This is a genomic window from Actinomadura sp. NBRC 104412 (genome assembly GCF_030269515.1).
Lineage (GTDB): Bacteria > Actinomycetota > Actinomycetes > Streptosporangiales > Streptosporangiaceae > Spirillospora.
Genome location: NZ_BSTM01000008.1, coordinates 207,225 through 233,095 on the forward strand (window position 1 = coordinate 207,225; position 25,871 = coordinate 233,095).

General features: G+C 70.1%; 30 protein-coding genes. 15 read left to right on the top strand and 15 right to left on the bottom strand.

The window, feature by feature from the left end:
* Positions 1-45: 45 nt before the first annotated feature.
* Together QSK21_RS13040 and QSK21_RS13045 are read right to left on the bottom strand one after the other, a co-directional pair.
* Positions 46-903, bottom strand: coding sequence for an amidohydrolase family protein (locus QSK21_RS13040; RefSeq protein ID WP_285695887.1), 858 nt, complete (start codon positions 901-903; stop codon positions 46-48).
* The gene (locus QSK21_RS13045; protein WP_285695888.1) at positions 900-2,495 is read right to left on the bottom strand and encodes a benzoate-CoA ligase family protein; all 1,596 of its coding nucleotides are present in this window, start codon (positions 2,493-2,495) and stop codon (positions 900-902) included. The genes QSK21_RS13040 and QSK21_RS13045 overlap by 4 nt, the downstream gene beginning before the upstream one ends.
* 144 nt (positions 2,496-2,639) lie before the next feature.
* On the opposite strand from QSK21_RS13045, the gene QSK21_RS13050 reads away from it, so the two are divergent.
* Positions 2,640-3,239 carry a dihydrofolate reductase family protein gene (locus QSK21_RS13050; RefSeq protein WP_285695889.1) on the top strand — a complete coding sequence of 200 codons (600 nt, stop codon included), beginning with the start codon at positions 2,640-2,642 and terminating at the stop codon, positions 3,237-3,239.
* 337 nt (positions 3,240-3,576) lie between these two features.
* On the opposite strand, the gene QSK21_RS13055 is transcribed toward QSK21_RS13050, so the two are convergent.
* Complete coding sequence (locus QSK21_RS13055; protein ID WP_285695890.1) at positions 3,577-4,305, bottom strand: protein-L-isoaspartate O-methyltransferase family protein; 729 nt, start codon at positions 4,303-4,305, stop codon at positions 3,577-3,579.
* A gap of 79 nt (positions 4,306-4,384) precedes the next feature.
* Complete coding sequence (locus QSK21_RS13060; protein ID WP_285695891.1) at positions 4,385-4,795, bottom strand: ATP-binding protein; 411 nt, start codon at positions 4,793-4,795, stop codon at positions 4,385-4,387.
* Positions 4,796-4,995: 200 nt separating this feature from the next.
* On the opposite strand from QSK21_RS13060, the gene QSK21_RS13065 reads away from it, so the two are divergent.
* The 5 genes from QSK21_RS13065 to QSK21_RS13085 all read left to right on the top strand — a co-directional run bounded on the left by QSK21_RS13065 (position 4,996) and on the right by QSK21_RS13085 (position 7,325).
* Positions 4,996-5,793, top strand: coding sequence for a helix-turn-helix domain-containing protein (locus tag QSK21_RS13065; RefSeq protein WP_285695892.1), 798 nt, complete (start codon positions 4,996-4,998; stop codon positions 5,791-5,793).
* Complete coding sequence (locus QSK21_RS13070; protein ID WP_285695893.1) at positions 5,790-5,975, top strand: DUF397 domain-containing protein; 186 nt, start codon at positions 5,790-5,792, stop codon at positions 5,973-5,975. The genes QSK21_RS13065 and QSK21_RS13070 overlap by 4 nt, the downstream gene beginning before the upstream one ends.
* 238 nt (positions 5,976-6,213) lie before the next feature.
* On the top strand, positions 6,214-6,381 hold the full coding sequence (locus QSK21_RS13075; protein WP_285695993.1) for a DUF397 domain-containing protein: 168 nt from the start codon (positions 6,214-6,216) through the stop codon (positions 6,379-6,381).
* 345 nt (positions 6,382-6,726) lie between these two features.
* Positions 6,727-6,912, top strand: coding sequence for a DUF397 domain-containing protein (locus QSK21_RS13080; protein WP_285695895.1), 186 nt, complete (start codon positions 6,727-6,729; stop codon positions 6,910-6,912).
* Between the two features lie 227 nt (positions 6,913-7,139).
* Complete coding sequence (locus QSK21_RS13085) at positions 7,140-7,325, top strand: DUF397 domain-containing protein (protein ID WP_285695897.1); 186 nt, start codon at positions 7,140-7,142, stop codon at positions 7,323-7,325.
* Here the strand turns inward: QSK21_RS13085 and QSK21_RS13090 are convergent.
* The 5 genes from QSK21_RS13090 to QSK21_RS13110 form a co-directional block, all read right to left on the bottom strand.
* Positions 7,322-7,834 carry a hypothetical protein gene (locus tag QSK21_RS13090; RefSeq protein WP_285695898.1) on the bottom strand — a complete coding sequence of 171 codons (513 nt, stop codon included), beginning with the start codon at positions 7,832-7,834 and terminating at the stop codon, positions 7,322-7,324. The two genes, QSK21_RS13085 and QSK21_RS13090, sit on opposite strands and share 4 nt — an antisense overlap.
* Positions 7,831-8,292 carry a hypothetical protein gene (locus QSK21_RS13095; protein WP_285695899.1) on the bottom strand — a complete coding sequence of 154 codons (462 nt, stop codon included), beginning with the start codon at positions 8,290-8,292 and terminating at the stop codon, positions 7,831-7,833. The genes QSK21_RS13090 and QSK21_RS13095 overlap by 4 nt, the downstream gene beginning before the upstream one ends.
* 76 nt (positions 8,293-8,368) lie before the next feature.
* Positions 8,369-8,824: a hypothetical protein gene (locus tag QSK21_RS13100; RefSeq protein WP_285695900.1), complete on the bottom strand. Its 456-nt coding sequence runs from the start codon at positions 8,822-8,824 to the stop codon at positions 8,369-8,371.
* Positions 8,811-10,277 (bottom strand): hypothetical protein, encoded by a 1,467-nt coding sequence (locus tag QSK21_RS13105; RefSeq protein ID WP_285695902.1) that lies wholly within the window; start codon positions 10,275-10,277, stop codon positions 8,811-8,813. The genes QSK21_RS13100 and QSK21_RS13105 overlap by 14 nt, the downstream gene beginning before the upstream one ends.
* A gap of 227 nt (positions 10,278-10,504) precedes the next feature.
* Complete coding sequence (locus QSK21_RS13110) at positions 10,505-10,906, bottom strand: winged helix-turn-helix transcriptional regulator (RefSeq protein ID WP_285695903.1); 402 nt, start codon at positions 10,904-10,906, stop codon at positions 10,505-10,507.
* A gap of 97 nt (positions 10,907-11,003) precedes the next feature.
* On the opposite strand from QSK21_RS13110, the gene QSK21_RS13115 reads away from it, so the two are divergent.
* From QSK21_RS13115 to QSK21_RS13155, 9 genes are all read left to right on the top strand, one after another.
* Positions 11,004-11,840, top strand: a complete 837-nt coding sequence (locus QSK21_RS13115) for an NAD(P)H-binding protein (RefSeq protein WP_285695904.1) — start codon at positions 11,004-11,006, stop codon at positions 11,838-11,840.
* 107 nt (positions 11,841-11,947) lie between these two features.
* Positions 11,948-12,949 carry a LacI family DNA-binding transcriptional regulator gene (locus tag QSK21_RS13120; protein ID WP_285695905.1) on the top strand — a complete coding sequence of 334 codons (1,002 nt, stop codon included), beginning with the start codon at positions 11,948-11,950 and terminating at the stop codon, positions 12,947-12,949.
* 29 nt (positions 12,950-12,978) lie between these two features.
* The gene (locus QSK21_RS13125; RefSeq protein ID WP_285695906.1) at positions 12,979-14,202 is read left to right on the top strand and encodes an extracellular solute-binding protein; all 1,224 of its coding nucleotides are present in this window, start codon (positions 12,979-12,981) and stop codon (positions 14,200-14,202) included.
* The gene (locus tag QSK21_RS13130; protein ID WP_285695907.1) at positions 14,199-15,305 is read left to right on the top strand and encodes an ABC transporter ATP-binding protein; all 1,107 of its coding nucleotides are present in this window, start codon (positions 14,199-14,201) and stop codon (positions 15,303-15,305) included. The genes QSK21_RS13125 and QSK21_RS13130 overlap by 4 nt, the downstream gene beginning before the upstream one ends.
* On the top strand, positions 15,305-16,261 hold the full coding sequence (locus QSK21_RS13135) for an ABC transporter permease (RefSeq protein WP_285695908.1): 957 nt from the start codon (positions 15,305-15,307) through the stop codon (positions 16,259-16,261). The genes QSK21_RS13130 and QSK21_RS13135 overlap by 1 nt, the downstream gene beginning before the upstream one ends.
* Positions 16,258-17,121 (top strand): ABC transporter permease, encoded by an 864-nt coding sequence (locus tag QSK21_RS13140; RefSeq protein ID WP_285695909.1) that lies wholly within the window; start codon positions 16,258-16,260, stop codon positions 17,119-17,121. The genes QSK21_RS13135 and QSK21_RS13140 overlap by 4 nt, the downstream gene beginning before the upstream one ends.
* Complete coding sequence (locus QSK21_RS13145; protein WP_285695910.1) at positions 17,114-17,878, top strand: SDR family NAD(P)-dependent oxidoreductase; 765 nt, start codon at positions 17,114-17,116, stop codon at positions 17,876-17,878. The genes QSK21_RS13140 and QSK21_RS13145 overlap by 8 nt, the downstream gene beginning before the upstream one ends.
* Positions 17,879-17,917: 39 nt before the next feature.
* Complete coding sequence (locus QSK21_RS13150) at positions 17,918-18,820, top strand: 5-dehydro-4-deoxyglucarate dehydratase (RefSeq protein ID WP_285695911.1); 903 nt, start codon at positions 17,918-17,920, stop codon at positions 18,818-18,820.
* A complete protein-coding gene (locus tag QSK21_RS13155; protein ID WP_285695913.1) occupies positions 18,817-19,908 on the top strand; it encodes a mandelate racemase/muconate lactonizing enzyme family protein in 1,092 nt (363 codons plus the stop codon). Before QSK21_RS13150 ends, QSK21_RS13155 begins: the two co-directional genes overlap by 4 nt.
* Here the strand turns inward: QSK21_RS13155 and QSK21_RS13160 are convergent, their stop codons facing one another.
* The 6 genes from QSK21_RS13160 to QSK21_RS13185 are packed head-to-tail and all read right to left on the bottom strand — an operon-like array spanning position 19,909 to position 25,871.
* A complete protein-coding gene (locus tag QSK21_RS13160; RefSeq protein WP_285695915.1) occupies positions 19,909-20,871 on the bottom strand; it encodes an NAD-dependent epimerase/dehydratase family protein in 963 nt (320 codons plus the stop codon). It lies immediately after the preceding gene.
* Positions 20,762-21,853, bottom strand: coding sequence for a glycosyltransferase family 9 protein (locus QSK21_RS13165; protein ID WP_285695916.1), 1,092 nt, complete (start codon positions 21,851-21,853; stop codon positions 20,762-20,764). The genes QSK21_RS13160 and QSK21_RS13165 overlap by 110 nt, the downstream gene beginning before the upstream one ends.
* Positions 21,844-22,542, bottom strand: coding sequence for an SDR family oxidoreductase (locus tag QSK21_RS13170; RefSeq protein ID WP_285695917.1), 699 nt, complete (start codon positions 22,540-22,542; stop codon positions 21,844-21,846). The genes QSK21_RS13165 and QSK21_RS13170 overlap by 10 nt, the downstream gene beginning before the upstream one ends.
* Positions 22,539-23,996, bottom strand: coding sequence for a PfkB family carbohydrate kinase (locus QSK21_RS13175; protein WP_285695918.1), 1,458 nt, complete (start codon positions 23,994-23,996; stop codon positions 22,539-22,541). Before QSK21_RS13175 ends, QSK21_RS13170 begins: the two co-directional genes overlap by 4 nt.
* Positions 23,983-24,624, bottom strand: a complete 642-nt coding sequence (locus QSK21_RS13180; protein ID WP_285695919.1) for a D-sedoheptulose-7-phosphate isomerase — start codon at positions 24,622-24,624, stop codon at positions 23,983-23,985. Before QSK21_RS13180 ends, QSK21_RS13175 begins: the two co-directional genes overlap by 14 nt.
* A complete protein-coding gene (locus QSK21_RS13185) occupies positions 24,621-25,871 on the bottom strand; it encodes a glycosyltransferase (RefSeq protein ID WP_285695920.1) in 1,251 nt (416 codons plus the stop codon). Before QSK21_RS13185 ends, QSK21_RS13180 begins: the two co-directional genes overlap by 4 nt.

The window sequence follows — 25,871 nt, forward strand, 5'->3', positions numbered from 1 at the left end:
GGACTGAACGTAGCGGGCGGGTACGACAGAACGCCGAAGGCCGGGTCAGAGACCGAGGCCGGGGAAGATCCGGGCGGCGTTGCCGGACAGGACGGCGCGCAGCGTCGCCTCGGGCAGGCCGAGATCGCCGAGCGCCGCCACGTTGCGGGACGCGCCGGGCACGCCCGGCCAGTCCGTCCCGAAGATCCACCGTTCGGCGAGCCGGGACAGGCCGAAGCGGGAGTAGTACTCCGGCAGCCGCTTGGGCGGCAGCCCGGCCAGGTCGAGCCACACGTTCGGCTTGGACAGCGCCAGGAAGGCGGCGGTGTCGTACCACCAGCCCCGGCCGCCGTGCGCGAACACGAAGTGCACGTCGGGGAAGTCCTCGATCACGTTCAGCATCAGCTGCGGGTCGCCAAACCGGGTGCGCGACCCCGGGAAGGTGGACGTGCCCGAATGCAGGATGACGGGGACGCCGCGTTCGGCGCACAGCCCGTACACCCGGTACAGCTCGGGCTCGGCCGGGGAGAAGCCGCCGTGCACGGGATGCAACTTGACCGCGACCGCGCCCAAGTCGAGCTGCCGTTCGGCCTCGGACGCGACGGGATGGTGCAGGTGCGGGTTGACGTTGGCCACGAGCCGGAACCGCACCGGGTTGAACTCGACGATGGGCAGCACGTCTTCGATGGGCTGGATGCCGGTGGCCCGGGGGCTGTACTCGCAGAACAGCAGCGCCCGGTCGACCCCCTCGGCCTCCAGCAGGGCGTCCAGCCGTTCGGGCACCGGATCGCCCTGCCCGTCATAGGCGTCCCGCCAGGGATGCGGGCCGGAGTACCGGTCCGCCCACTCAAGCCACGCCGGCCTGAGCGTCGACAGCCGCGGTACGTGCATGTGCGCGTCCACGACCACCAGATCGTCGATCACTTGATCTCCATATCGGAGGACGCCGGCCGAACCTCGGAGCGGGCCAGGTCGCGCAGCACGTTGCGCCGGATCTTGCCGGTCGCGGTCTTGGGCAGCTCCTCCAGCGCCACCACGGCCCTGGGCCGCTTGAACGAGGCCAGCCCCTCCCTGCACCACGCGATGAGCTCGTCCGGCTCCACCTTGCCACCCGGCTTGGGCACCACGCACGCCACCGGCTTGTCCAGGTCGTCGGCGTCCGGGACCCCCACGACCGCCACCTCGGCCACGTCGGGATGGGCGAGCAGCCGTTCCTCCACCTCGGTGGGGGACACCCAGATGCCGCCCGCCTTGAGCAGGTCGTTGGTGCGGCCCATGCACGTGTAGGTGCCGTCGTCGTTGCGGACGTAGGTGTCGCCCGTACGGCACCAGTCGCCCAGGAAGACCTTGCGCGAGGTCTCCGCGCGGCACCAGTAGCCAACGGCGGCCGACTCGCCCCGCACGTACAGCTCGCCGGGCTCGCCGACGCCCTCGATGAGGCCGCCGCCGTCGGGGTCGCGCAACTCGATGTCGTACCCGGGCACGGGCGTCCCGGACGAACCGGGGTGCACCTTGCCGGGCCGGTTGGAGATGAAGATGTGCAGCATCTCCGTAGACCCGATGCCGTCCAGCACCTCCACGCCGAACCGGTCGAGCATGCCGTGGTACATCCTGGGCGGCAGCGCCTCACCCGCCGACACGCCCTGCCGTACCGTGGCGAACGCGTCGTCCGGTACGTCCGAGGCGAGCAGCGGGCCCCAGAAGCTGGGCGTGCCGAACAGCAGCGTCGCCTGGTCGGCCGTGGCGCGCCGCGCGAACAGGTCGGGCGACGGACGGGACGGCTCCAGCAACGCCGTCGCCCCCACCGACAAGGGGAAGAACATCGAATTGCCGATGCCGTAGGCGAAGAACAGCTTCGCCACGGAAAGACAGCGGTCGCCTGGGCGGATACCCAGCACCTGCTGCCCATACAGCTCCGCCACCATCTTGATGTCGATATGCCGGTGCATCGCGGCCTTGGGCTTGCCCGTCGTACCGGACGTGTAGAGCCAGAGCGCGGGGGACTCGGGCCAGGACGCATAGGCGTGGGCGACGTCCGTCCCCTCGCCCGCCTCCAGGAACCGCTGCCACGTACGGCCCTCGACATGGGACGGCAGGCCGGAGATGTCGTCCCCGGTAAGGACGACGTGCCGCACCTCGGGCGCGTGCTGAAGCGCGCCCCGCACCGCCTGGCCGAACGCACTGGAACCCAGGACGACCCGCGCACGGGAGTCGGCCACAAGCGTCCCCAGCTCAGGACCGGTCAGCATGGTCGAGCAGGGAACGGCCACGGCACCCAGATACATGATGGCGAGCAGGGCGGAGAACATCTCGACGTCGTCCACCATGCACAGCAGCACCCGCTCCTCGGGCCGGACACCCAGCGCGCGCAGGCCCGCCGCAACGCGCCGCACCTCCACCGACAGCTGCTCGTAGGTGAGTGCCCGGCCCGGGGACAGGACGGCCGCGCGATCGCCGTCCCCGGCGCGCACATGCCGGTCGACCAGGTAGTCCGCGGCGTTGAACAGCTCTGTCACAGCGGCCGCCTCTCTCCGGAAGCTTCTGCTCGGCCCAATCCTCTACATCTGCACACAACCTCGTCAAGGTTCTGTAGAACAACGGCATGGGGCGATGATTTCCGGGGACGGACGCGGTCCAAACTGACCGACGAAGGGAGCACGATGGCCAAGGTCTACACCTCAGCGACCATGTCCCTGGACGGCTACATCTCCGGCCCCGGGGAAAGCGGCTTCGACCGGCTGTTCCGCTGGCACGAATCCGGTGACGTCCCCGTCCCGCTGTTCGACTGGACGATGCACCTGTCCGAGCCCAGCGCGCTGCACTGGCGCGACATGATGGCCACCACCGGCGCGGGCGTCATCGGCCGCAGGCTGTTCGACCTCACCGACGGCTGGGGCGGCCGTACACCCGGCGGCCACCCCTGCTTCGTCGTCACCCACAGCGCCCCCGAAAGCTGGAAGGACCGCGAGACGGAGGTGCCGTTCACCTTCGTCACCGAAGGCGGCGTGGCCCGAGCCATCGAACTCGCCAAGGCCGCCGCCGACGGCAAGAACGTCAGCGTCACCGGCGGCAACCTGGCCGGCCAGGCTCTCAACCAAGGACTGCTGGACGAGGTGTGGTTCGACCTGGTCCCGGTCGTACTGGGCGACGGCGTCCGCCTCCTAGACAACCTGGAGAACACCCCGGCCACCCTGGAAGGCCCCATCACCGTCATCCAGGGCGACGGCGTGACCCACCTCCGCTACCGCGTCGTCCGCTGACCGTCCCCACGGAGGAGCCCAGCGCAAACGCGGCGCCTGAGAGGGTGACTTGCCGCGCAGTGGCTTGCCGAAGAGGGCCAGCGGAACGAAGAAGCCGATCGCCATCGCCAGCGTGGCCGACCCCCCCTGCCGCCGTCCGTGGACGGCGTGAGCACCACCTCAGAGCCCGGCGCCGCCCGCCCGAAGCGCCGTCCCGCGTCGACACGGCTGGCGCGCTGGTCGCCAGGAGGCCGAGGTTGACTGTCTGGAAGCCACCACGTAGCGCCTCCTGCACCGCACCCGCCCAATGAGGTCTGACAACGTCCATCTGGACGACGGGTGTCCGCACGGGGCGTGTTCACTGCTCCGGTGCGTCCAGGTCGAAGGTGACCGGGTGGGTGGGAGAGTCGAGCCAGACGTCCTGCCCCTCCGGCGTGACGGTGACCCCGTACCGGCTGCGGTCGGGTTCGCCCCATGCCCTCCAAAGCCGGTAGGCGCTGTAGACCGCGTCCCATGACAGTCGCTGGCCGTGAAGCGGTGGTGTGGCGCGTCGCGGGGCGGTGAACCGCCCCTGGGCGGTGCCGTCGTCCCCGACGGTGAGGATGGCCAGTGCCCCGTCCGGATGGATGGTGGGAGCCCACGGCACGACGATGAGCCCGCCCGGCCTGGTCTGTTCGACCCAGGCATAGGGGACAGTGTGAGCGGCCGCCGTGATGATCACACGATCAAAGGGGGCATGTGCGGGCGCACCCGCCTCCCCGTCCCCGGTGATCACCACCACGCCGGGGTAGCCCGCCGCCCGCAGGGCGGCACGGGCGTGGTCGGCCGCGACCCGGTCGATCTCGACCGTCACCACCTGGGCGCCGAGCGCCGCCAGACAGGCCGCGTTGTAGCCGATGCCCGTGCCCACTTCCAGGACGCGCATCCCGGCCTCAACCCGCAACGCCGCGATCATCTGCGCCATCATCGGACGCGCGGTGGAGGACGCGATCGGCGCGCCGCCGCCGGTGACCCGGGACAGGACGAAATCGTCCGCATCCACCGCCTGCTGCCACGCGGCGGGATCCTTCTGGCGTGAGATGGGCACCTGCTCCCCGCCCCGTTGCGCCCACACCTCTCGGGCATGAAGAACCGCCGATCGACCGGCGGCAGCCCTTCGGGCCGGCTCATGAGCGGGCCTTCCCGAGCGCGCAGGACGCCCAGACGATCTTGCCGGGCTCGTTGAGGGGACGGACGCCCCAGTCGTCGACGAGCTCGGCCATCAACATCAGCCCGCGCCCGGACGTCGCCTCGGCGTCACCGGCTTTGAGGACGGGCAGCTCCGTCCCCTCGTCCCAGACCTCGACGAGAACGCGGCCGTCGTGCCCGGGCACGATCCGGACCACGATGAAGCCGATTCCCACGTGCTGACAGGCGTTGGTGACCAGCTCGGTGACCACGAGCCGCCCGACGTAGTCGTCGGCGATCTCCAGCTCCCGGAACCGCTCGGCGATGAACCGGCGCGCCAACGCCGGAGCCCGCTCCGACGGCGCCAGAACAAGCACCGGCACCTCGGGCGCAAGACCTACTGCTGACATGACTGGATCCCATGGCTGTAAAGGATGGTGATCTTGAACGAGGTTCGAGCCGGCGAATCGAACGAAGATCCATTTACTCTGTGTGGTCGAACGAACACCATCCAGCCACAAAGTGGGGTAGGTTACTGCGTGACCTTGGAATCACCCACATCTCAGTTGCATGAGTTAGCGAGGCGTTTACGCGCTTGAGGGGGATCGGGATGGCCGAGACCGATGCCAACGCCAAGGCGAACCCCGAACTGCGGTCGTTCGGCGCCGAGGTCCGGCGGTTGCGTGAGGCGGCGGGACTCCACCAGGAGGACCTGGGCCGGCTCGTGAACGTTTCGCGCGCCTACATCAGCCACGTCGAACGCGGCAAGACCCGATGCCGTTCGGACTTCGCCCAGCGCCTCGATGTAGCGTTGCGGGCCAACGGCGAGCTCATCCAGGCATGGAACGACCTGCTGGAGTCGATCAGATCCATCAAGTACGCGAAATACTTCGTCAGCTTCCCGAAAGCGGAGTCGACCGCGACCCTGGTCCGCGTCTACGAGACGCACATCGTCAACGGCCTGTTCCAGACGGAGGCGTACGCGAGGAGAATTCTCAAGGACGAGGATGAGTTCATCACCCGGATGAACAGGCAGAAGGCCGTCCTGGCACATCCAACGCCGAAGATCTTCGTCGTGCTGGAGGAGAGCGTTCTCCACCGACAGGTCGGCACCCCAGACATCATGCGGGAACAGCTCGAGCATCTGCTTGAGCTGTCCCAGCGCGACGGCATCCGACTCCAGGTTCTCCCGACCGTCTACGTCGAGGAGGCACGGGCAGCCTTCAACATCGCAACCCAGGCCGACCGAAGCGAGGCAGCCTACATCGTCAACGCGACGGGAGGCATCACCACCGCCGACCCAAACGATCTTGCCAACCTGAACCACTCCTTCGCTAGTCTGCAAGCAGAGGCGCTCAACGTTCGAGACACCCGAGCTCTGATCAGGGAAGTGAGGGGCGAAAGATGAACCCGACTCAGGTGGAGTGGCGCAAAGCGTCGCGCAGTACTGCGCAGGCCGACAGCTGTGTTGAAGTGGCCGCCATCCCGAGCTCCGTAGCGGTTCGAGACAGCAAGGACCCCAATGGCCCCATGCTTGTCATGAGCCGTCAGGACTTCCGACGCTTCACTGAGGCGCTGAAGAACACATGACTGCATAGGCTAGGCGGACGGACTTCAGCCGCCTGGCCAATGCACACGAGCGCGGTTAAGGTCAAGGGCTGATCTCACCGGCGGTCAGGGCGCGCTGGGTTACCGGCATCTGCCGCGCGAATGCCATGGTCTCATTCAAGATTGGCTATCCGTCGGATGGGATGCCATCCTCGTCCCGCAGAGATACACGATCTCCGATAGCCGAGGTTGCGGTGGAAAGTTGGATCTGGCAGAAGTGATGTGGCGCAAGTCTTCTCGTAGCAGTGATCAAGGAGATATGCGTATCGAGTTGACTGCCGTTGCCGACGCCATCGCCATCCGCGACAGCAAGGCCCCCAACGGCCCCATGCCCACCCTGAGCCGTCGACAGTTCAGCCGCCTGGCCGATGCTCTGAAGAACACTTAGAGCGCGTCCTACGTGGTGATTTGAGTGAGTTTTTGAAGTAGATCAGGTCGGCGGCCAAAGTGAGGAAGGCGGCAAACAGGTGCCCGTGACGCTCCCAGCCAACGCCCAGACGGCGATAGCACAGCAGCCAGGTGATGGTGCGCTCGATCGTCCACCGGTGCCGTCCCAGGCGTCGGCCGGACTCGGGCCAGGCGCCAACCGCGGGATCAACGCAGCAGCCAACTCCCACAACTCGTCCACAATCAGCCGACGCGCCAGCCCTGATAACACCACAGTCCGAGACCATCCCCGCTGGACACCTAAATCCACGTAGGACACGCCCTAAGGACATCAACGATGACAAGAATGGACATCACGGTAGCCCAATGGCGCAAGTCTTCTCGTAGCGGCGAGCAGGGTGATATGTGTGTCGAGTTGGCTTGCGTCGCCAACGTCGTCGCCCTCCGTGACAGCAAGGCCCCCAACGGCCCCACGCTCATCCTGAGTCGACGGCAGTTCAGTCGCCTGGCTGACGCCTTGAAGAACACCTGAGTAGGCAAGTGGGTACGAGACAAGCATGACCCATGTCGCGTGGCGCAAGGCATCCTGCTGTGCTGCTCAGGCTGACAGCTGTGTCAAGTGGCTGCCATCTCCAGCCCTGCAGCGATCCGTGACAACGAGAACCCTGGCGGTCCCAAGGCGTTCTTGAGCCGCCAGACTCATAGATGTCTGGTAGAACACATGACGCGGTCCAGTCGAGTGCGGTGACGGGAGGGTCGATGGAGCTGGGCAAGGTGGTCTGGCGTAAGGCGTCTCGCAGTCATGAAGATGGTGACCAGTGTGTTGAAGTCGCGTCAATCGCTCACGTGGTGGCCGTCCGTGACAGCAAGGATCCAAAGGGCCCTAAGCGTGTCCTGAGTCGACAGAACTTCAGTCGCTTGGCCGATGTGTTGAAGCGTGGTTAGGGTCCAAGGCTGATTTCGCCGGCGGCCAGGGCGCGCTGGGTCTCCAGCATCTGCTGGGCATACTGCTTCGTCTGCCGGAGGAACTCGTCCATATTGCCCTCGTCGACGACGTTCTCTTCCCGCAGCCGGTCGAGGATGGCGATGCTGGCCATCAAGTCCAGTTCGAGGTCTCTATTGGTGAGATCGACATCGCCTGGCTGGACGTCGTTGAGCGCCATGCGTATAAGTTCCTCGGCGACACGAGGATTGACGTCGCCGGCGTGCTCGCCCGTGGACTTACGCAGTTCAGCCACGAATCGAATGATCTCCTGACGCGTGAACGAGTCACCGAACCGCCACTTCACGGCCACCGACACACCCATGGAGAACACCCACCGCTCCGCCTTCACGGCGGGGGTATCCGGATCCTTCTCAAAGGGGTCCAAACCATCCGGATCGCCGGAAAGGAACAGCCGCAGCGGCGCGAGATGCTCGTCCCGAATGTCGAACTCGAGGACGTCGGGATTCACGACAACATTTCCTCTGCTGTGTTGCGCGCCTGTTGGATTAACTTCGCTAGTAGTTCTTCTTCAGTGTAGTTCGCCTCGCGGACGAAGGACGCCAGGAGCATAAGCTTGCTGTTGAAGACGACATTGTTGTCGAGATCGTCGAGGGCGTCCAAGGGAAGCTTCTCGATAACGACGTTAATCAGTCGCTCGCCGGCGTCTGGGTCGATCTCCTCGGCCGATCCCTCGTCCCACGACCTTGCGTACGCGACGTAGTCGATAACCTTGGCATCACTGGCGGGCTTGCCGTCCTTGATGAAGCGGCTCCGGGCTGCCTCGAAGAACGCAGCGTTGATCATCGCAGTGAAGTGGTCCACCTCGCTCTTGCTCAGTTGATGGAGCCGCCGCGAGTGCTCATCGAAGCGGCGCGACAGCAGGTCATGCAGAGTTGCCGCCGCCTCGTCTGTCACTGTCATCGCCACGTTTAAAAACTGTTTGGGGAACCGGTGCGACTGCGGCTGTGCAGATGCTCCGGACTCTATGTCGAGTGGCCAGAATTCACGAGACGATCTCTGCGGCCAACTCCTGTGTTTGCTCCATGAATTCTTCGAGCTCGCCTTCGGAGTAATTGGCGTCCCGTGTGAGCACGGCCAGTAGCATGAGTTTGTTGGTATAAGCGGCGTTGTTGTCGAGCTCCTTATTTGCGTTTGCAGGAATTTTTTCGATCGCCATGTTGATGACTGTTTCGGCGATCGAAGGGTCGATGTCTTCGGCGACTCTGTCGCTCCACGACCTCGCATAGGCGACATAGTCGATGACTTCTGCATCGCTTGCAGGCTTGCCGTCCTTGAGAAAGCGTCGCCGCGCAGCCTCGAAAAATGCGGCGTTGACCAGTGCCGAGTATCCGATATTGGCCTCGTTCTCGTCCATTGCGTTCAACAGGCGCTCGTGTTCTTCGAGTTCTCCTTTGAGTAGCGTTCGCAGTGTCGCGACCGCCCTGTCAGTTACCGTCATCAGTTGTCCTATCCCTTATTTTGTCTCGTGTCCAGTTCCAGAGGGCGCCGATCACGACAACTCCGGCGAGCATGGCGAAGCCCGCGTCCCCGTAATGAGTTTGGTCTTGGGGTGACTGCATGGTGGGGCGTGTGTCCTTGACGGTGCCCGGATGCCCTTCCGGAGGTTTTCCCTTGAAAATATCGTTCAGCCCAGGCATTGCCTTGTTGCCGAACTTTTGGGCGTCGTCGGGATTATTATATGTACTTCGTAGAAGGTCTCCCAGTCGCTTGGGCTTCTCTGGGTCCCGTCCCAAATCCGTCTCTTCGTCGACTGGTTGGAGGGGGTCGCCGCGGTCGGCGGAGCGGGGGCCTTCGTAGCCTGGGCCCTCGAGTTCGAGGTCGGGCATGAGGACCCATTTGACCTCGCCGTCCTCTCCCACGTACGCCTGGGCGCGGAAGGGTGAGTCGTCGCGGATGGCGGGTTCTTGGGGTTCGGCGACCTCGGTGGACGGCTCCCTGTGTTCGCGGCCGGGGACCGCGCCGTCATCGACGGGTTCGGGCTGATCGGACTGGCCGGTGTGTTCCTGCGGTGGCTCGTCCGTTGCAGGTGTGTGTTCGTCGGGTGCGGGTTGCTGAGGCTGATCGGTGTTCTCGGCCTGTTGCGGGGCTGACGATTCGGCTTGCCGCTCGATGGCGGGTTCAACTGGTGGCGCGGTCTCACGGTCCGGCCGCTGCTCTGGGATGCGGGGTTCGCGTTCGTCGGTGACTTCTGCTGGTTCTTGTGGGGTGTTCCAGCTTCCGTCGGTTCCGCGTGTTCCTTCTGGCGTCGGCTCGGGTTTGGTGGACGAGGCGGGCAGTTCACGCGCGTCCTGTTCTGGTGCGGGATGCTCTCGGCCGAGACGGGGCGCGCCGTCGCTGGTCTCGGGGAGCCTGGTGAGTTCGCCCTGTGGTTCGGTGGTCTCGCGCTTGTCCCCGCGCGCCTCGGGCTCGCGCAATTCATGATCTTCGCCGGGACGCTGGTCTCGTTCGTCAGCGCGCTCGTCCTTGGCGTCGCGGTCGGGAATGGGGGAGCGGTCCTGGTCCGCCTGTGGTGCCTCGGAGTTCTCCCGAGCTGCGGGTTGTTGGAAGAACTCGGTGTAGGCGCGGCGCGAGTCCAGCCGGGGGGTCAAGGATTCCCCTGATCCTGTCGTGGACGGCTCTGGGCGGCGGGAGCGGTCCGCGTCGGCGGCTTCGGACGAGTTGGTCTTGTCTTGCCGTTCCTTTCGGCTGTCCTGCTCGCCGGACTGTTTGTCAGTGGAGGGGTCTTGCTCCGTGGTTGTTTGGGAGGTTTCGCCTCGGGCTCTGGCTCGGCTTTCCAGGCGGGACGGGTAGCCCGGGGCTCCTGGGGTGTCGTTGGAGGGGGCCTGGTCCTTTGGCTGGTCGCCGTTGGTGGGTTCCAGGGTGGTGCCGCGATCGGTGCGTTCGAGCGACATCGGGTCCTCCGCTGTCGGGGGGCGAGGTCGGCTCGATCACGGCGGGGTTGTGGCCGCCTCAGGTGGCACGAGGGTCAGGCTAGTGAGTCAGAACCCCTATGAGAACCCTAGGGCACGGGGTCCTGGCAGATAGGGGTTTCTGTCATTCCCCGGTACGAGAGCCCGGTCTGTTGTGGTTCAGACGGCCGGTCCACGACGCGGCCCATGGAACCAGGCCGCGGTACGGGTTAGCCGCGCGGTGATCCGGCCTCGTCGTAGCGTTGCCGGGCCTGTTCGACGTGCTGGAGGTTGGTGGCGGCCCATTCGGTGAGGTGGGCGAAGAGAGGGGCGAGGCTGCGGCCGAGATCGCTGATCTCGTATTCGACGCGGGGCGGCACCTCGGGGTGGTAGGTGCGGATGACCAGGCCGTCGCGCTCCAGTTGGCGGAGGCGCTGGGTGAGCACCTTGGGGGTGATGTTCTTGACGCGCCGCTCCAGCTCGACGAACCGCTGGCGGCCGAAGGTGTGGAGTGACCAGAGGATCGGCGTGGTCCACCGGCTGAACACGATGTCGACGACCGGAGAGATCGGGCATGCCTGTTCGGGGTCGGTCATGGCGCCGGCCGCCGACCAATTCATTTCGGTCGCCATGGGTTTTCCACCCCTCTGAGGTAGTCACTTTCCTCTAGGTACCTACTATACCGAGGCTGTTAACGTCGCCTGTCATCGCGACGGTACGGGAGTGATCATGATTGTGGTGACGGGTGCGACCGGGAACGTCGGACGGTCGCTGGTGCGGGCCTTGACGGAGGCCGGGGAGCGGGTGACGGCGGTGTCGCGGGGCCTGGCCCCGGTGGACCTGCCGAGCGGGGCCGGGCATGCGCGGGCTGACCTGTCCGCGCCGCGGACGCTGCGGCCGGCCTTCGACGGTGCCGAAGCGTTGTTCTTGCACGACGGTGGACAAGGGGGCCATGGACTCGACCCGCGAGCCATCCTGGACGTGGCCATAGGCGCAGGTGTCCAGCGGGTGGTGATGCTCTCCTCGCAGGGCGTGGTGACCAGGCCGAAGTCGCCCTCGCACGTGCGGGTGATCGAGGAGGCGGTGCGCGAGTCGGGCCTGCCCTGGACGATCCTGCGGCCCGGCGGCTTCGCGTCCAACGCCTTCGCCTGGGCGGAGTCGGTACGCGCGGAGCGGACCGTCGCCGCGCCGTTCGGTGATGTGGGGCTCCCGCTGATCGATCCGGCGGACATCGCGGAGGTCGCGGCCGTGGCCCTGCGCAAGGACGAACACACGGGCCACGTCTACGAGCTGACCGGACCGGCGGCCGTCACGCCCCGGCAGCAGGCCGAGGCGATCGGCGCGGCCCTCGGTGAGACGGTGCGGTTCGTGGAGCTCACCCGGGCCGAGGCGCACGCGCGGATGGCCGCGTTCATGCCTGAGCCGGTCGTGGAGACCACACTGGCCGTCCTGGGCGAGCCCAACGCGGCCGAACTGCGGCTCAGCCCGGACGTCGAGCGGGTGCTCGGCCGCCCGCCCCGCCCCTTCGCCGAGTGGGCTCGCCGCAACGTCGCGGCATTCCGGTAAGAGGTGAGGAGTTCGCCGTCGGCCGCCCCAGCGGGCGGCCGACGGCCTTTCTCGTCGAGGCGGTTCGCTTCTTGACGTGTTCCACAAACGTTTTCATACTCGTCGGCATGACCTCGATCCGGGCGGTCGCGCTGGCCGCGGGGGTGTCGGTGTCGACCGTGTCGCGGGCGATCAACAATCCCGAGCTGGTCAACGCCGAGACCCGGCGGCGGGTGCTGGAGTGCGCGGACCGGTTGGGCTACCGGCCGAACCGGGCCGCCCGGTCGCTGGTCCTGGGACGGACGTCCAATGTCGGGCTGATCGTGCCCGACATCGCCAACCCGGTGTTCGCCCCGTTCATCAAGGGTGTCGAGGCGTATTTCCGGGACACCGACTACGCGGTCTTCCTCGCCGACACCGACGAGGACGCCGCGACCGAGGTGCGGCTGGCCGAGGCCATGGTCGAGCGCGCCGACGGCCTGATCCTCTGCGCGCCCCGTATGTCGGGGATGCGGGTACGGGCCATCGCCGCCAAGACCACGGTTGTGCTGGCCAACCGGCTCAGCCGCACCGTCCCGTCCATCGCGCTGGACTTCGGGCCGGGCATCGCGCAGGCGCTGTCCCATCTGAACGCGCTCGGGCACCGGCGGATCGCCTTCCTGGCGGGGCCGCGTGACTCCTGGTCCAACAGGCAGCGGCGCAAGTTCCTGACGGCCGGGTGCGCCGAACGGGGCATCGAGCTGATCGAGCTGGGCCCGTACGAGCCGAAGTTCACCGGCGGGTATCGGGCGGCCGACGAGGCGCTGGCCACGGGGGTCAGCGCCGTCTTCGCCTACAACGACCTGGTGGCGCTGGGCGTGCTGTCCCGGCTGCACGCCCGTGGCGTACGGGTGCCGGACGACCTGAGCATCGTCGGCTTCGACGACGTGCCCACCGCCTCGATGGTGTCACCGCCTCTGACCACCGTGGCCGTGCCGATCCCGGCGCTGGCGCGCGCCGCGTCCGCCATGCTCCTCGCCGAACTCAGGGCGGCCCACCCCGACGGAGGGAGGGTCGCGCCGCCGCCACGCCCGCCGGCGCCGGAGCTGGAGACCCGACTGCTCATCCGGAGCACCACCGGGCCGACCTAGCCCGGACCCTTCCAGGAGGACCACCCCCCATGAGAACTCCGCTGCGAACCTCCGCCGTCATGCTGGCCGCGTCCATGATCGCCTGGCTGTCCGCCTGCGGGGCGCCCGAGAGCGGGACGGGCTCGGCCGGCGAACCCGCGCTCGCCGACGTCAAGGCGCCGTCCGACCCGGTCACGCTGAACATCGTCGATGTCGCCGGCAACCTCCAGCTCACCCAGAAGATCTTCGACAACTACAAGGCCGCCAACCCCAAGCTGGTCGAGCGGATCACCTACACCAAGCTCACCTCGCCCGAACTGGCGGGCAAGGTGAAGGCTCAGCAGGACGCCGGCCGGCTGGACATCGATCTGGTGCTGACCGGCACGGACGGGCTCTCGGCCGGGCTTGAGCAGAACCTGTGGGTGGACCTGGTCGGCAAGTACTCCAGCAAGCTGCCGAACCTGAACTCCATCTACCTGGAGCCCGCCGCCAAGATGCAGGCGCTCGCCAAGAACAGGGGCGTCACCGTGACGTACTACCCGTCCGGGCCGCTCATCGAGTACGACCCCAAGACCGTCCCGAACCCGCCCAAGACCGCCGACGAGCTGCTGTCGTGGGCGAAGGCCCATCCGAAGAAGCTGATGTACGCGCGGCCCGCCAACTCCGGCCCGGGACGCACCTGGATCATGGGCCTGCCCTACATCCTCAAGGACTCCGACCCGATGGACCCGGTCAACGGCTGGACCAAGACGTGGGCCTACCTCAAGGAACTCGACAAGTACATAGAGTACTACCCCAGCGGCACCACCCAGACCATGAAGGAACTGGGCGAGGGCACCCGCGACATCATCCTCAGCACCACCGGCTGGGACATCAACCCGCGCGTTCTCGGGCAGGTGCCCAAGGACGTCAAGGTCGGCGCGCTCAACGGCTTCACCTGGGTCACCGACGCCCACTACATGGTCGTCCCGAAGGGCATCTCCGGCGAGAAGCTGCACGTGCTGACGGACATGATGAAGTTCGCGCTCACACCCCAGCAGCAGGCCATCACCTACGACAAGGGGTACTTCTACCCAGGGCCGGCCGTGAACGGCGTCACGCTCGGCATGGCTCCGCCGGAAAGCCGGAAGGTCCTCCAGGAGTTCGGGCGTCCCGAGTACGAGAGCCTCATCGCCGACAACCCCAAGGCGCCGCCGCTGGACGCCAAGGCGATGGTCGCCGCGTTCGACAAGTGGGACCGTGAGATCGGCGGCCAGAAGGTGAAGAAGTCGTGACGGTCGCCATCGAGGAGAACCGGGTGCGGTTCTCGGAGTTGCGGATGGAGGGGGTGACGCGGCGGTTCGGGCCGGCGGTGGCGCTGGACCGGATCGATCTGCGGATCAAGGGCGGCGAGTTCCTGGCGCTGCTCGGCCCCTCCGGGTGCGGCAAGTCCACCGCGTTGAACTGCCTGGCCGGGTTGCTGCCGCTGTCGGCGGGGGAGATCTGGCTGGACGAGGAGCGCATCGACGGGCTGCCGCCGGAACGCCGCGAGTTCGGGATGGTGTTCCAGAACTACGCGCTGTTCCCCCACCTGTCCGTCCGCAAGAACGTGGCGTTCGGGCTCGCGGTGCGCCGGATGGGCAAGGCCGAGACCGCCCGGCGCGTGGACGACGCCCTGCGGCTGGTGGAGCTGACCGAGCACGCGCACAAGCTGCCCGGTCAGCTGTCCGGCGGGCAGCAGCAGCGGGTCGCGATCGCCCGTGCGGTGGTGCTGCGGCCGCGGCTGGTGCTGATGGACGAGCCGCTGTCGAACCTCGACGCCAAGCTGCGCGTCCAGATGCGCACCGAGATCCGGCGGATGCATCAGGACCTCGGGCTCACCACCGTGTACGTGACGCACGACCAGGAGGAGGCCCTCGCCCTCGCCGACCGGGTGGTGGTGCTGCGGGACGGGCGCATCGAGCAGTCCGGCACGCCCGAGGAGGTGTACACCTACCCGTCCAGCACCTACATCGCCGGGTTCATGGGGTACCGGAACCTGCTGGAGATGCCCGTGGTGTCGAAGGACGGCGGGCGGGTGACGATCGCCGACCGCGAGCTGCGGCTCACCGGCGTCCCCCAGGAGAAGATCACCGGGGCGCACGCGGTCGCGGCCGTGCGCCCGGAGGACTTCCGTCTCGCGGACGGGACGTCCGAGAAGCGGAACCTGCTGACGGTGCGGGTGGAGGTGTCGGAGTTCCACGGCCGGGAGGTGGCGGCGGAGGGCGTCACCGGGGACGGGCACGTCGTCCACTTCCGGCTGCCCGAACGGGTCGCGCCCGGCTCGCGGGTGGAGCTGACGGTGCCGGAGGAGCGGGTGCTGGTCTTCGGTGAGTCCCCCGGGCCGGAGGAGGACTGATGGCCGTCGAGGCGCCCCCCGCACGCCCACCGGGGAAACGCGGGAAGCACGGGAAGCCGCCGCCCGAGCGGGTGCGCGGCGGGCTGCGGCACCGGCTGGCGGAGCGGGGCGTGGACCGGGTCCTGCTCCTGCTGGTCCCGGCCGTGCTCGTGGTGGGCGTGCTGTTCCTCTACCCGATGATGTACGGGGTGGGGCTGTCCGTGCAGCCCAAGAGCGGCGGCGGGATGTTCGCCAACTATCAGGCGTTCTTCAGCGACGCCTACCAGCGCGGCACGATCACCAAGACGCTGCGGCTGGCGCTGCCCGCCGCGCTGTTCAACGTGGCGGTGTCGGTGCCGATCGCCTACCGCCTGCGCGGACGGTTCCGCGGGCGGCGGCTGCTCACGGCGGTGCTGGTGCTGCCGGTGACGCTGGGCACGGTGCTGGTGGCGGACGGCATCCTGCGCTACCTGGGCCCGCGCGGCTGGCTGAACCGGCTGCTGCTGGACATCGGGCTGATCGACCAGCCGATCCGGCTGATCTACAACTACTGGGGCGTTCTGCTGTCGCTGGTCATCACCGGGTTCCCGTTCGCGTTCCTGCTGGTGCTGGCCTACCTGTCGGGCATCGACCCGAACCTGGAGCGGGCCGCGGCGACGCTGGGCGCCGGTCCCTGGCAGCGGATGCGGCGGGTCACGCTGCCGCTGCTGGCGCCGGGCCTGGCCACCACGTTCGTGCTGGCGTTCGTGCTGGCGTTCTCGGTGTTCCCGTCCGCGAACCTGGTCGGCGAGCCCGCTGGGGAGACCCGGGTGATGGCGATCGCGGCGTACCAGGCGGCGTTCGAGAAGTACGACTACTCGATGGCCTCCACCATCGCCGTCCTGATGGGGGTGTTCGAGCTGCTGGTCATCTCGTTCACGCTGCTGCTGCGCGGACGGCTGTACGCGGGCCCCGCGATGGGAGGGAAGGGATCATGACGGCCGTTCCCGTCCCGTCGACGTTCCGGCGGCTGCCGCGCCGCGGCCTGACCGGCTGGATCGTGTGGGGCTGCGTCGCGTTCTTCCTCGTCAACCTGTTGGCGCTGATCCTGTCGGTGGTGGTGAACTCCTTCGGGACGGCCTGGTTCACCGGCTGGCTGCCGCAGGGCTTCACCACCGCCTGGTACTCCGACGCCTGGAGCGAGTTCGCGCTGGGCGAGGTGCTCCAGGTGACGTTGAGCGTGACGCTGGCGGTGGTGGCGCTGTCCCTGCTGCTGGGCGTGCCCGCCGCGTACGCGCTGGCCCGCCGCGACTTCCCCGGCAAGCGGCTGGTGATGCTGCTCCTGCTGCTGCCGGTCGTGCTGCCGCCGATCACCTACGGCATCCCGCTGGCGACGGTCCTCTACAAAGTGCACCTGGCCGGGACGATGACCGGTGTGGTCGCGGCCAACCTGGTCCCGGCGCTGCCGTTCGTGGTGCTGGTGATGACCCCGTTCGTGGAGCAGATCGACGCGAACGTGGAGTCGGCGGCGCGCATGTGCGGCGCCAAGACACGCCAGGTCTTCTCCAGGGTGCTGGTGCCGCTGCTGCTGCCGGGCATCCTGGCCGCGGGGATCCTGGTGCTGGTGCGGACGGTGGCGATGTTCGAGCTGACCTTCCTGGTCGCCGACGCCGACAGCCAGACGCTGATCGTGGCGCTGTACAGCGCGGCGTTCACCCCCGGCATCCGGGCCGCCCAGGCCATCGACGCGATGGCCGTGATCTACATGTCGCTGTCGGCGCTGCTGCTGGTCATCGCGCTGATGTTCGTCAATCCCACGCAGATCGTCGCACAGGTCAGGGAGCAGACACGTGAGTGATGCGCGGTTCGACTTCTCCGGCGAGCGGGTGGTGGTGACCGGGGCGGCCGGGCTGATCGGGCGGGCGCTGGTGGTCCGGTTCGCCGAGGCCGGGGCCACGGTGCTCGCCGTGGATCGGGACGCCGACGGGCTGAAGGTGTTCGCCGACCGGCGGTTCCCCGGTCCGGGGAGCGTCGCCACCCTGACCGCCGACCTGGCCGAGGAGGAGTCGGCCGAGCGGGTCTTCGCGTGGGTGGACGCGGCGGGCGGCCTGGACGTCCTGGTCAACAACGCCGCCCTCACCGAGTACCGGACCCCGTTCATCGACCTCGACACCGCGACCTGGGACGCGGTGATGGGCGCCAACCTGCGTTCGGCGTACCTGCTGTCGGTGCGCGCGGTGCGCCGCTGGCGGGACGGGGGACGCGGCGGGGTGGTCATCAACATGTCCTCGCCGGGCGGGGCGCGCGCCCACGAGGACCAGAGCGCCTATGACGTCACCAAGGCCGGCCTGGAGGCGCTGGCGCGGGCGATCGCCGTGGAGCTCGGCGGCCTCGGCATCCGTGCCAACTGCATCGCCCCGGCCAGCGTGGTCGGGGACGTCCGTCCCACGACCGACATCCCCTCGGGCCGCACCACCTCGCCCGACCAGGTGGCGGACGCGGCGCTGTTCCTCGCGTCCGGTGCCGCGTCCCAGATCAACGGCCATGTCGTGCGCGTGGACGGCGGCCTGCACGCGCGGCTGCGTACCGACCCGTCCCAGGAGCAGCAGAGATGAGCGGCAGCGGTCCAGGGGAGCGCCCAGGAGGGAGACGGCGTGAAGCTTGAGGGTGTCCTGTTCTTCCCGGTGACCCCGTTCGGGAGCGACGGCGGGGTCGCGGCGGACGTGCTGGCCGAGCATGTGCGGCGGGGCATGGCACACGGTCCCGGCGGGGTGTTCGTCGCGTGCGGCACGGGTGAGTTCCCGTCCCTGTCGGAGGACGAGCACGAGCTGGCGGTCCGTACCGCCGTGGGCGAGGTGGCCGGGCGGGTTCCGGTGATCGCCGGGGCGGGCGGCCCGCTGGGCGCGGCGGTGCGGCAGGCGGCGCGGGCGGCGGCGGCCGGGGCGGACGGCCTTCTGCTGATGCCGCCCTACCTGGCGCAGGGCCCCGCGAACGGGCTGCACGCCTACGTGACCCGGATCGCCGAGGCCGCCGGGATCCCCTTGATCCTCTACCAGCGGGGCGGGGTCGCGCTGGACCCGGCGGAGGCCGTCGCGCTCGCCCGTATCCCCGGCGTGGTGGGGCTGAAGGACGGCGGCGGCGACATCGACCGGATGGCGCGGATCGTGAACGCCGTCCGCCGCGAGGTCGGGCCGGACTTCACCTTCTTCAACGGGCTGCCGACCGCGGAGCTGACCGCCCCCGCGTACCGGGGGATCGGCGTGGACCTGTACTCCTCGGCCGCGTTCTGCTTCGTCCCCGAGGTGGCGACGGCGTTCCGCGCCGCGCTGGACGAGGGCGACGACGCGGGCGTGCGACGCCTGATCAGCCGGTTCTACGCGCCGCTGGTGGAGCTGCGCGCCACGGTGCCCGGCTACGCGGTGTCGCTGGTCAAGGCGGCGGTGCGCATGGAGGGACTGGACGTGGGTTCCGTCCGGCCGCCGCTCACCGACCCCGGGCCCGACCACCTGCGGGAGCTGGCCGACATCGTCAAGGCCGGGCGCGGCGCCCTCCCATGACGATCACGAAGGTGAAGAGCACGCTGCATCGCGTGCCGATGACGCGGCCGTGGAGCCCGGAGATGACGCACATCCACGTCATCGTGACCGAACTGACCACCGCCGACGGGCGCACCGGTACGGGCTTCTCCTGGACACCGTGGGTCGGGGGAGCGGCGGTGCACGCGCTGCTGGAGTCCGACATCCGCGCGCTGGCGACGGGGCTGCCCGCGCATCCCGAGGTGGTGTTCGACCATCTGTGGTGGCGGCTGCACGAGGCGGGCCGGGGCGGCCTGGTCACCATCGCGCTCGCCGCCGTCGACCTGGCGCTGTGGGACCTGCGCGCCGCCGGCACCGGACTCGTGGACCTGCTCGGGCGGCGCCGCGACTCCGTCACGGTGTACGGCAGCGGCGTCAACCGGCACTACACCCTCAAGGAACTGGTCGCGCAGGCCGAACGGTGGAAGGCGCGCGGCCTGACCGCCGCGAAGATCAAGGTGGGGCTGGACGACCTGGCGGAGGACGTGGAACGGGTCGCGGCCGTCCGCGAGACGCTCGGCCCCGACGCCCTGCTGATGGTGGACGCCAACCAGCTCTGGGACCTGCCGCGCGCCATCCGCGCCGCCGAGGCGTTACGCCCGTACGACCCGTACTGGATCGAGGAGCCGCTTCCATCCGCCGACGTGCACGCCTACGCCCGGTTGCGGGCGAGCGTGGACGTGCCGATCGCGCTGGGCGAGAACACCTACACCACCTACGAGTTCCGTGACCTGCTCGCGGCGGGGGCGTGCGACATCGTCCAGCCGAACGTGGTGCGGGTCGGCGGGATCACCCCGTTCCTGAGGATCGCCGAGCTGGCCCGCGCCCATGACGTCCCCGCGTTCCCGCACCTGCTGCCCGACATCTCCGGGCAGCTCGCCTGCTGCCTGCCGATGCCGCCGATGGTGGAGGACGTGGAGGACGCCTCGTTCGCCGACCTGGGCCTGCTCGCCGAGCCGTACCCGGTCCGCATCGACGGCGGCGTGCTGCGCCCCGGGGACCACGGCGGGCACGGGATCCGGTTCGACCCGGCCGCGCTCGCCCGGACGAGGGTCAGGACGAGGGGCTAGTCAGGCGGGCCGTTCCAGGGCCAGTTCCCGCTCGAACCATTCGATGGTGGAGCGCAGGCCGGTCTCGACCGTCACCTCGGGCTCCCAGCCCAGCGACTCCCGCGCCAGCGTGGTGTCGGGACGGCGCACGCCCGGGTCGTCCACCGGGCGCTCCACGAAGCGGATCGTCGAGCGCGACCCGGTCAGCTCGATGACGAGCCTGGCCAGGTCGAGCATCGAGGTCTCGTACGGGCTGCCGATGTTCATCGGCCCGGGATGACCGGACAGCGCGAACTCCAGGATGCCGCGCACGGTGTCGTCCACGAAGCAGATCGAGCGGGTCTGCGAGCCGTCGCCGGTCACGGTCAGCGGCTCCCCGCGCAGCGCCTGCCGCAGGAACGTCGGGATCGCCCGGCCGTCGTCGGGCCGCATCCGCGGGCCGTAGCTGTTGAAGATCCGCACGATGCCGGCGTCCAGCCCGCGGGAGTGCCGGAACGCCGAGGTCAGCGCCTCGGCGAACCGCTTGGCCTCGTCGTACACGCTGCGCGGCCCCACCGGGTTGACGTTCCCCCAGTACGACTCGCGCTGCGGGTGTTCCAGCGGGTCCCCGTACACCTCCGAGGTGGACGCCAGGACGAACCGGGCGTCCTCGCGCTCGGCCAGGTCGAGCGCGACGCGGGTGCCCTGGCTGCCGACCTCCAGCGTCTGGACGGGCCAGCGCAGGTAGTCGGCGGGCGAGGCGGCCGAGGCGAGATGGAAGACGTACCCGAGCGGTCCCTCCACGGCCAGCGGGCGGGTGAGGTCGCGCCGCAGGAAGACGAAGTCCTCACGCGGCAGCAGGCGCGCGATGGTACGGGTGGACCCGGTCAGCAGGTTATCCAGGCACACCACCGATATGCCGCGGTCCAGCAGCCTCTCGCACAGATGCGAACCGAGGAATCCCGCGCCCCCCGCCACGACCGCGCGCGGATACCGCTCCGTCATGCCGTGCTCCCTCCTTGATGTTGGGGCGTTCCAGGACCCGCGTCGCCGCCTCGACGACACGGTCCACGGAGATCTCCAGCAGGCCCGGGTCGGGCCGCCCGCCGCGCGGGTCGCCGCGGTGCCCCGTCCACAGCACCGTGTGCTGGGTGCGCTCGGGCGGCGGGCCCCACAGCTCGGGCGGGGTCGGGCCGAACAGCAGCACCGACGGGGTGCCGTACGCGGTGGCCAGATGCGCGGTGCCGGTGTCGCCGCAGATCACCAGCCGGGCCCGCGCGATGAGGATGGCCAGTTCGAGCGGCCCGGTGCGGCCGGACAGCTCCGCCTCGGGGCCGAGCCCGCCCAGCATCGCGACGCGCCGCGCCAGTGCGGTCTCGCCCCGGGAGCCGGTGATCACGACCCGTTCGCCGCGGGCGCGCAGGGCCTCCGCGACGGCGCCGTACCGTTCGGCGGGCCACTGCCGGGCCGGGTACCCCGCGCCCGGGTGGATCACGATCGCGCCGGGCGCCGCCGACCCCAGCGGGGGACGGGGCAGGTCCAGCTCGCCCGGGTCGGTGTCGAAGCCGTGCGCCTCGACCAGCCGGCACCACCGCGCCACCTCGTGCTCGGCGCAGTGCCAGGCCGGGCCGTCGCAGCCGTCCACGTCGCCGTTGGCGAAGGCGATGAGCTGGCCGGGACGCAGCGAGCGCAGCAGCCGGTGGCTCTGCGGCCCGCACCCGTGCAGGTTGACGGCCAGGTCGACCGGCCCGTCCGGGGGCGGCAGCGGGGCCAGCCCGGACGCGGGGAACACGTCGTCCACGGCCCCGCTGAGCAGGGCGATCGGCGCGACCCTGCGCGGCGCGGCCAGGGTCAGCCGCCAGCCGGGCAGGCCGCGGCGCAGCCCCCGCAGCGCGGGCAGCGCGGTCAGCAGGTCGCCCAGGCCCAGCGCGCGCAGGACGAGCGCGCGGGGCGGCCGTTCGGCGCCGCCCGTCCCCGTCACGGCCATGACGGCTCCGTCGACGGGCACACCACCAGCTCGCGCACCTCGCAGCCGGGCGGCTGCGACAGCGCGAACGCCACGGCCGCCGCCACGTCCGACGGCTTGTTGAGCCGGGCGTCCGGGCCGGGCCTGTACTGCTCGTCGCGGCCGTCGAAGAACGCGGTGTCCATGCCGCCGGGGACCAGCGTCGTGACGCCGATGTGCCCGGCCAGTTCGGCGGCCAGCGCGCGGCTGAACCCGACCACGCCGAACTTGGACGCGCAGTACGCGGTCGCGTCGCTCAGCGCCCTCAGCCCCAGCGTGGACGCGCAGGTGACGATGCGGCCGTTCGGCGCGTGCTCCAGGTAGGGAAGGGCGGCCCGCACGACCGCGGCGGTGCCGAGCAGGTTGACCTGCACGACCCGGTCCCAGTCCTCGGCCGGGACGTCGCCCAGCCGGCCGCAGGAGTCGATCCCGGCGGCGGTGACCACCGCGTCCAGGCCGCCCGCCTCCCGGGCCAGGCCGTGCACGGCCCGCTCGGCGGTCTGCCGGTCGGCCAGGTCGGCCTGCATGTGCGGGATGTCGCCGTTGTGGGTGCCGTCCTCGTTCTTGGGCGGATGCCGGTCGACGATCAGCGGCGTGCCGCCGTCGTCGGCGACCCGCCGGGCGATGGCCGCGCCCAAGCCGGAGGCACCCCCGGTGATGAGCACCTTCATGATGATTCCTCCTTGAGCATGCGGGTGGTGGACCGTCCCTCCATGAACGGCAGCAGCACGATCTCGCCGCCGTTGGCGCGGACGGTGCCGGCCTCGGGCAGGGCGGCGCCCGAATAGTCGGCGCCCTTGACCCAGATGTCGGGCCGCAGCCGGTCCAGCAGCGGCTCGGGGGTGTCCTCGTCGAACACCAGCGTGGCGTCCACGTCCGTGAGGGCGCGCAGCACCCGCACCCGGTCCTCCGCCGGGGTGACCGGACGTCCCGGGCCCTTGCGGCGGCGCACCGAGCGGTCGGAGTTGACGCAGACGATCAGGCAGTCGCCCAGGCGCCGTGCCTGCTGGAACAGGGCGACGTGCCCGGCGTGCAGCAGGTCGAAGCAGCCGCCGGTGGCGACCACGGTGCCGCCCGTGCGGCGGGTGCGCTCCACCACGTCCCAGGCGTCGGCGACCTCGCTGGGCGGGCGCATCTCCGGCGAGCCGGTGTCGGCCAGCCGCGACGCCACCGCCCCGGCCGCGCCCCCGTGCACGAACGCGGACGCCCGGCGCACGCCTTCGCCGACCGCCTCGGCCAGACCGCCGCCGTCGGCCAGGACCTCGGTGGCGCGTGCGGCGAAGCTGTCGCCCGCTCCGCAGCAGTCCGGCGTGCCGTACGGCGGGACCGACTCGGCCGGAGCCAGGTAGGGGGTGCACGTCCCATCGCAGAGCAGCGCGCCGTCCGACCCGAGGGTGACCGCGACCGCCTCCAGGCCCCACGCCTCGGCCAGGTGCCGGGCGCGGCGGGTGGAGGGGGCCAGGCCGGTGCCCGTGATCTCGGCGCCGTGGGCGGCGGCGAGCCTGGCCGCCTCGTCCTCGTTGGGCGTCATCAGCCGGGTGCCGTGGACGGGCGGCTCGCCCCGGGGATGCGGGTCCCACACCACCGGGACCCGTCCCGCCAGGCCCTCCAGCAGGCTGCGGATCGCGGCGTGGCCGGTGACGCCGCGGCCGTAGTCGGAGACCAGCACCGCCCCCGCACGGGACAGGGCCGCGGTGACGCTCGGGCCGATCGGCCCGTCCTGGGCCCTGCCGTCCCCGACGTCCAGCCGGGCGACGGACCGTCCCTCGGCCTGGATCCGCAGCTTGCAGGGCGTGCCGCCGTGCAGGTGGAAGGCGGCCACCTCCAGGTGCGGCTCCAGCAGCGCGCGCAGGCGGTGACCGGGCTCGTCGTCGGCGAGCGCCGTCACCAGCACCACCTCCCGGCCCTCGGCCGCCGCCAGCAGCGCCGCCAGGCCCGCCCCGCCCGGACGGGGCCGCTCGTCGGCATGGTCGATCACCGGGACGGGCGCGTCCGGGCACAGCCGGGACGCGGCGCCCACGATGTCGATGTCCAGGAGCACGTCGCCGACCACGACCAGGGGCCCGTCCGAGCGGCCCCCCGGCGCGGCGCCCCGGACGCGCCGGGCGCCCTCACCGGCGGTCATCCGGCGCTCCCAGGCTCTGGTCGATCACCCCGCACAGGAGGTGGATCGCGGCCAGGTGGATCTCCTGCACGGTCGAGGTGCTGTGGGCGTCCACCGCGATGGCGTCGTCGCACGCCTCGATGAGCGGGTTGGGACCCGGGCCGGTGATCGCCCACGCGGTCAGCCCGAGCCGCCGCGCGATACGCGCCGCCGCGATCACGTTCGGGCTCCGCCCGCTGGTGGACAGGCAGATCAGCACGTCGCCCGGACGGCCGTGCGCGCGCACCTGCCGGGCGAAGGCGTCCGCCGCGCCGTAGTCGTTGCCGATCGCGGTGACCGTGGAGCTGTCGCCGTGCAGCGGGATCGCCGCCAGCGGAGGCCGCTCGTCCTCGTACCGGCCGACCAGCTCGGCGGTCAGATGCTGTGCCTCGGCGGCGCTGCCCCCGTTCCCGCACGCCAGCAGCCGTCCCCCGGAGCCGAGGACCTGGCCCAGGCGGCGTCCCCACGCCGTGATGACCGGGGCCTGGGCGCGGAACCTCAGCGCCGCGTCCGCCAGCGCCTCCAGACGGTCCTCGCGGGCGACCGCGCCGGTGCCCGCCGTGGGCGTGGTGGTGGGAGCCGCGGTCACCCCGCCCCGCTGCGGGGTCATGCCGCCACCTCGTTCCTGGCCGCGGCCTGTTCGTAGACGGCCAGCGTCTCCTGGGCGATGCGCGCCCAGGAGTAGCGGGAACGCGCCCGGTCCGCGGCGGCGAAGCCCATGGCGGTGGCGCGGGTCCCGTCGGCGAGCAGGCTCCGGATCCGCCGGGCCGCCTCGCCGGGCCGGCGCGGCGGCACCCACACGCCGGTGACGCCGTTGACGATGCTGTCCAGGTGCCCGCCGACGCCGGTGGCGACCACCGGCCTGCCGCAGGCCATCGCCTCCAGCGGCACCATGCCGAACGGCTCGTACCAGGGCAGCGTCACGACCAGGTCGGCCGAGCGCAGCAGCGCGGGCACCTGGTCGCGGGCGACCCGCCCCAGGAACGAGACGCGGCCGTGCACCCCGATCTCCCGCGCGACCTGCCGCAGCCGCCCCACCTCCTCGTCGTCGTCCAGGTCCGCGAAGGGCGGACCGCCCGCCACGACCAGTTCCGCGCCGGGGATCTGGGCCAGCGCCTCGATGGCGGTGTCCACGCCCTTGCGCTCCACCAGCCGCGACAGCGCCACCAGCCGCGTCTGCGGCCAGCCGGGGGCCTCCAGCTCGGCCGCGCCGGACCGGTCCACGGGACCGTCCGGGCAGAAGCGCTCCAGGTCCACCCCGCACGGGACGACCCTGATGCGCTCGCGCGGCACGCCCATCCGCAGCAGTTCCCTGGTCTCGTCCGTGCAGGTCGCGATAACGGCCTGGACGGTGCGGCCGATCGCGGGCTCCAGCCGGAGCCGTTCGATCGGGCTGGTGTCCTTGCCGCCCTGGTGGCGGCGCTTCACCGAGCCCAGCGCGTGGAAGGTCTGCACCACCGGGATACGCCCGCCCAGCGCGTCGGCGGCCCGCAGCGCCGCGAGCCCGCTCATCCAGAAGTGCGCGTGCGCCACGTACGGCGGCGACTGTGCCCAGCGCTTCTCCAGATAGCGCCCGAAGTCGGGCATCAAGTGGAGCAGCTCGTCCTTCGGCAGGGCCGTGGCGGGTCCCACCGGGACGTGCTCCACCGTGACCCCCGGGGCCAGCCTCACCCGGTCGGGCAGGTCGGGCGAGTCCCGGCGGGTGTAGACGGTGACATGGTGCCCCTGGCGGCCCATCTCGGTCGCGAGGTCGGCCACGAACACGTTCTGGCCGCCGCCGTCCGGGCCCCCGAGCCCCGTCCGGATGGCGAGCGGGCTCGCGTGCTCGGAGACCATGGCTATCTGCTTCGGGTTCAT

Excerpts from the sequence above, each read along its gene's own strand:
- QSK21_RS13050 (WP_285695889.1), top strand. The coding sequence starts at position 2,640 with ATGGCCAAGGTCTACACCTCAGCGACCATGTCCCTGGACGGCTACATC.
- QSK21_RS13060 (WP_285695891.1), bottom strand. The coding sequence starts at position 4,795 with ATGTCAGCAGTAGGTCTTGCGCCCGAGGTGCCGGTGCTTGTTCTGGCG.
- QSK21_RS13065 (WP_285695892.1), top strand. The coding sequence starts at position 4,996 with ATGGCCGAGACCGATGCCAACGCCAAGGCGAACCCCGAACTGCGGTCG.
- QSK21_RS13070 (WP_285695893.1), top strand. The coding sequence starts at position 5,790 with ATGAACCCGACTCAGGTGGAGTGGCGCAAAGCGTCGCGCAGTACTGCG.
- QSK21_RS13075 (WP_285695993.1), top strand. The coding sequence starts at position 6,214 with ATGTGGCGCAAGTCTTCTCGTAGCAGTGATCAAGGAGATATGCGTATC.
- QSK21_RS13080 (WP_285695895.1), top strand. The coding sequence starts at position 6,727 with ATGGACATCACGGTAGCCCAATGGCGCAAGTCTTCTCGTAGCGGCGAG.
- QSK21_RS13085 (WP_285695897.1), top strand. The coding sequence starts at position 7,140 with ATGGAGCTGGGCAAGGTGGTCTGGCGTAAGGCGTCTCGCAGTCATGAA.
- QSK21_RS13100 (WP_285695900.1), bottom strand. The coding sequence starts at position 8,824 with ATGACGGTAACTGACAGGGCGGTCGCGACACTGCGAACGCTACTCAAA.
- QSK21_RS13105 (WP_285695902.1), bottom strand. The coding sequence starts at position 10,277 with ATGTCGCTCGAACGCACCGATCGCGGCACCACCCTGGAACCCACCAAC.
- QSK21_RS13110 (WP_285695903.1), bottom strand. The coding sequence starts at position 10,906 with ATGGCGACCGAAATGAATTGGTCGGCGGCCGGCGCCATGACCGACCCC.
- QSK21_RS13115 (WP_285695904.1), top strand. The coding sequence starts at position 11,004 with ATGATTGTGGTGACGGGTGCGACCGGGAACGTCGGACGGTCGCTGGTG.
- QSK21_RS13120 (WP_285695905.1), top strand. The coding sequence starts at position 11,948 with ATGACCTCGATCCGGGCGGTCGCGCTGGCCGCGGGGGTGTCGGTGTCG.
- QSK21_RS13125 (WP_285695906.1), top strand. The coding sequence starts at position 12,979 with ATGAGAACTCCGCTGCGAACCTCCGCCGTCATGCTGGCCGCGTCCATG.
- QSK21_RS13135 (WP_285695908.1), top strand. The coding sequence starts at position 15,305 with ATGGCCGTCGAGGCGCCCCCCGCACGCCCACCGGGGAAACGCGGGAAG.
- QSK21_RS13140 (WP_285695909.1), top strand. The coding sequence starts at position 16,258 with ATGACGGCCGTTCCCGTCCCGTCGACGTTCCGGCGGCTGCCGCGCCGC.
- QSK21_RS13155 (WP_285695913.1), top strand. The coding sequence starts at position 18,817 with ATGACGATCACGAAGGTGAAGAGCACGCTGCATCGCGTGCCGATGACG.
- QSK21_RS13160 (WP_285695915.1), bottom strand. The coding sequence starts at position 20,871 with ATGACGGAGCGGTATCCGCGCGCGGTCGTGGCGGGGGGCGCGGGATTC.
- QSK21_RS13165 (WP_285695916.1), bottom strand. The coding sequence starts at position 21,853 with ATGGCCGTGACGGGGACGGGCGGCGCCGAACGGCCGCCCCGCGCGCTC.
- QSK21_RS13170 (WP_285695917.1), bottom strand. The coding sequence starts at position 22,542 with ATGAAGGTGCTCATCACCGGGGGTGCCTCCGGCTTGGGCGCGGCCATC.
- QSK21_RS13175 (WP_285695918.1), bottom strand. The coding sequence starts at position 23,996 with ATGACCGCCGGTGAGGGCGCCCGGCGCGTCCGGGGCGCCGCGCCGGGG.
- QSK21_RS13180 (WP_285695919.1), bottom strand. The coding sequence starts at position 24,624 with ATGACCCCGCAGCGGGGCGGGGTGACCGCGGCTCCCACCACCACGCCC.
- QSK21_RS13185 (WP_285695920.1), bottom strand. The coding sequence starts at position 25,871 with ATGAACCCGAAGCAGATAGCCATGGTCTCCGAGCACGCGAGCCCGCTC.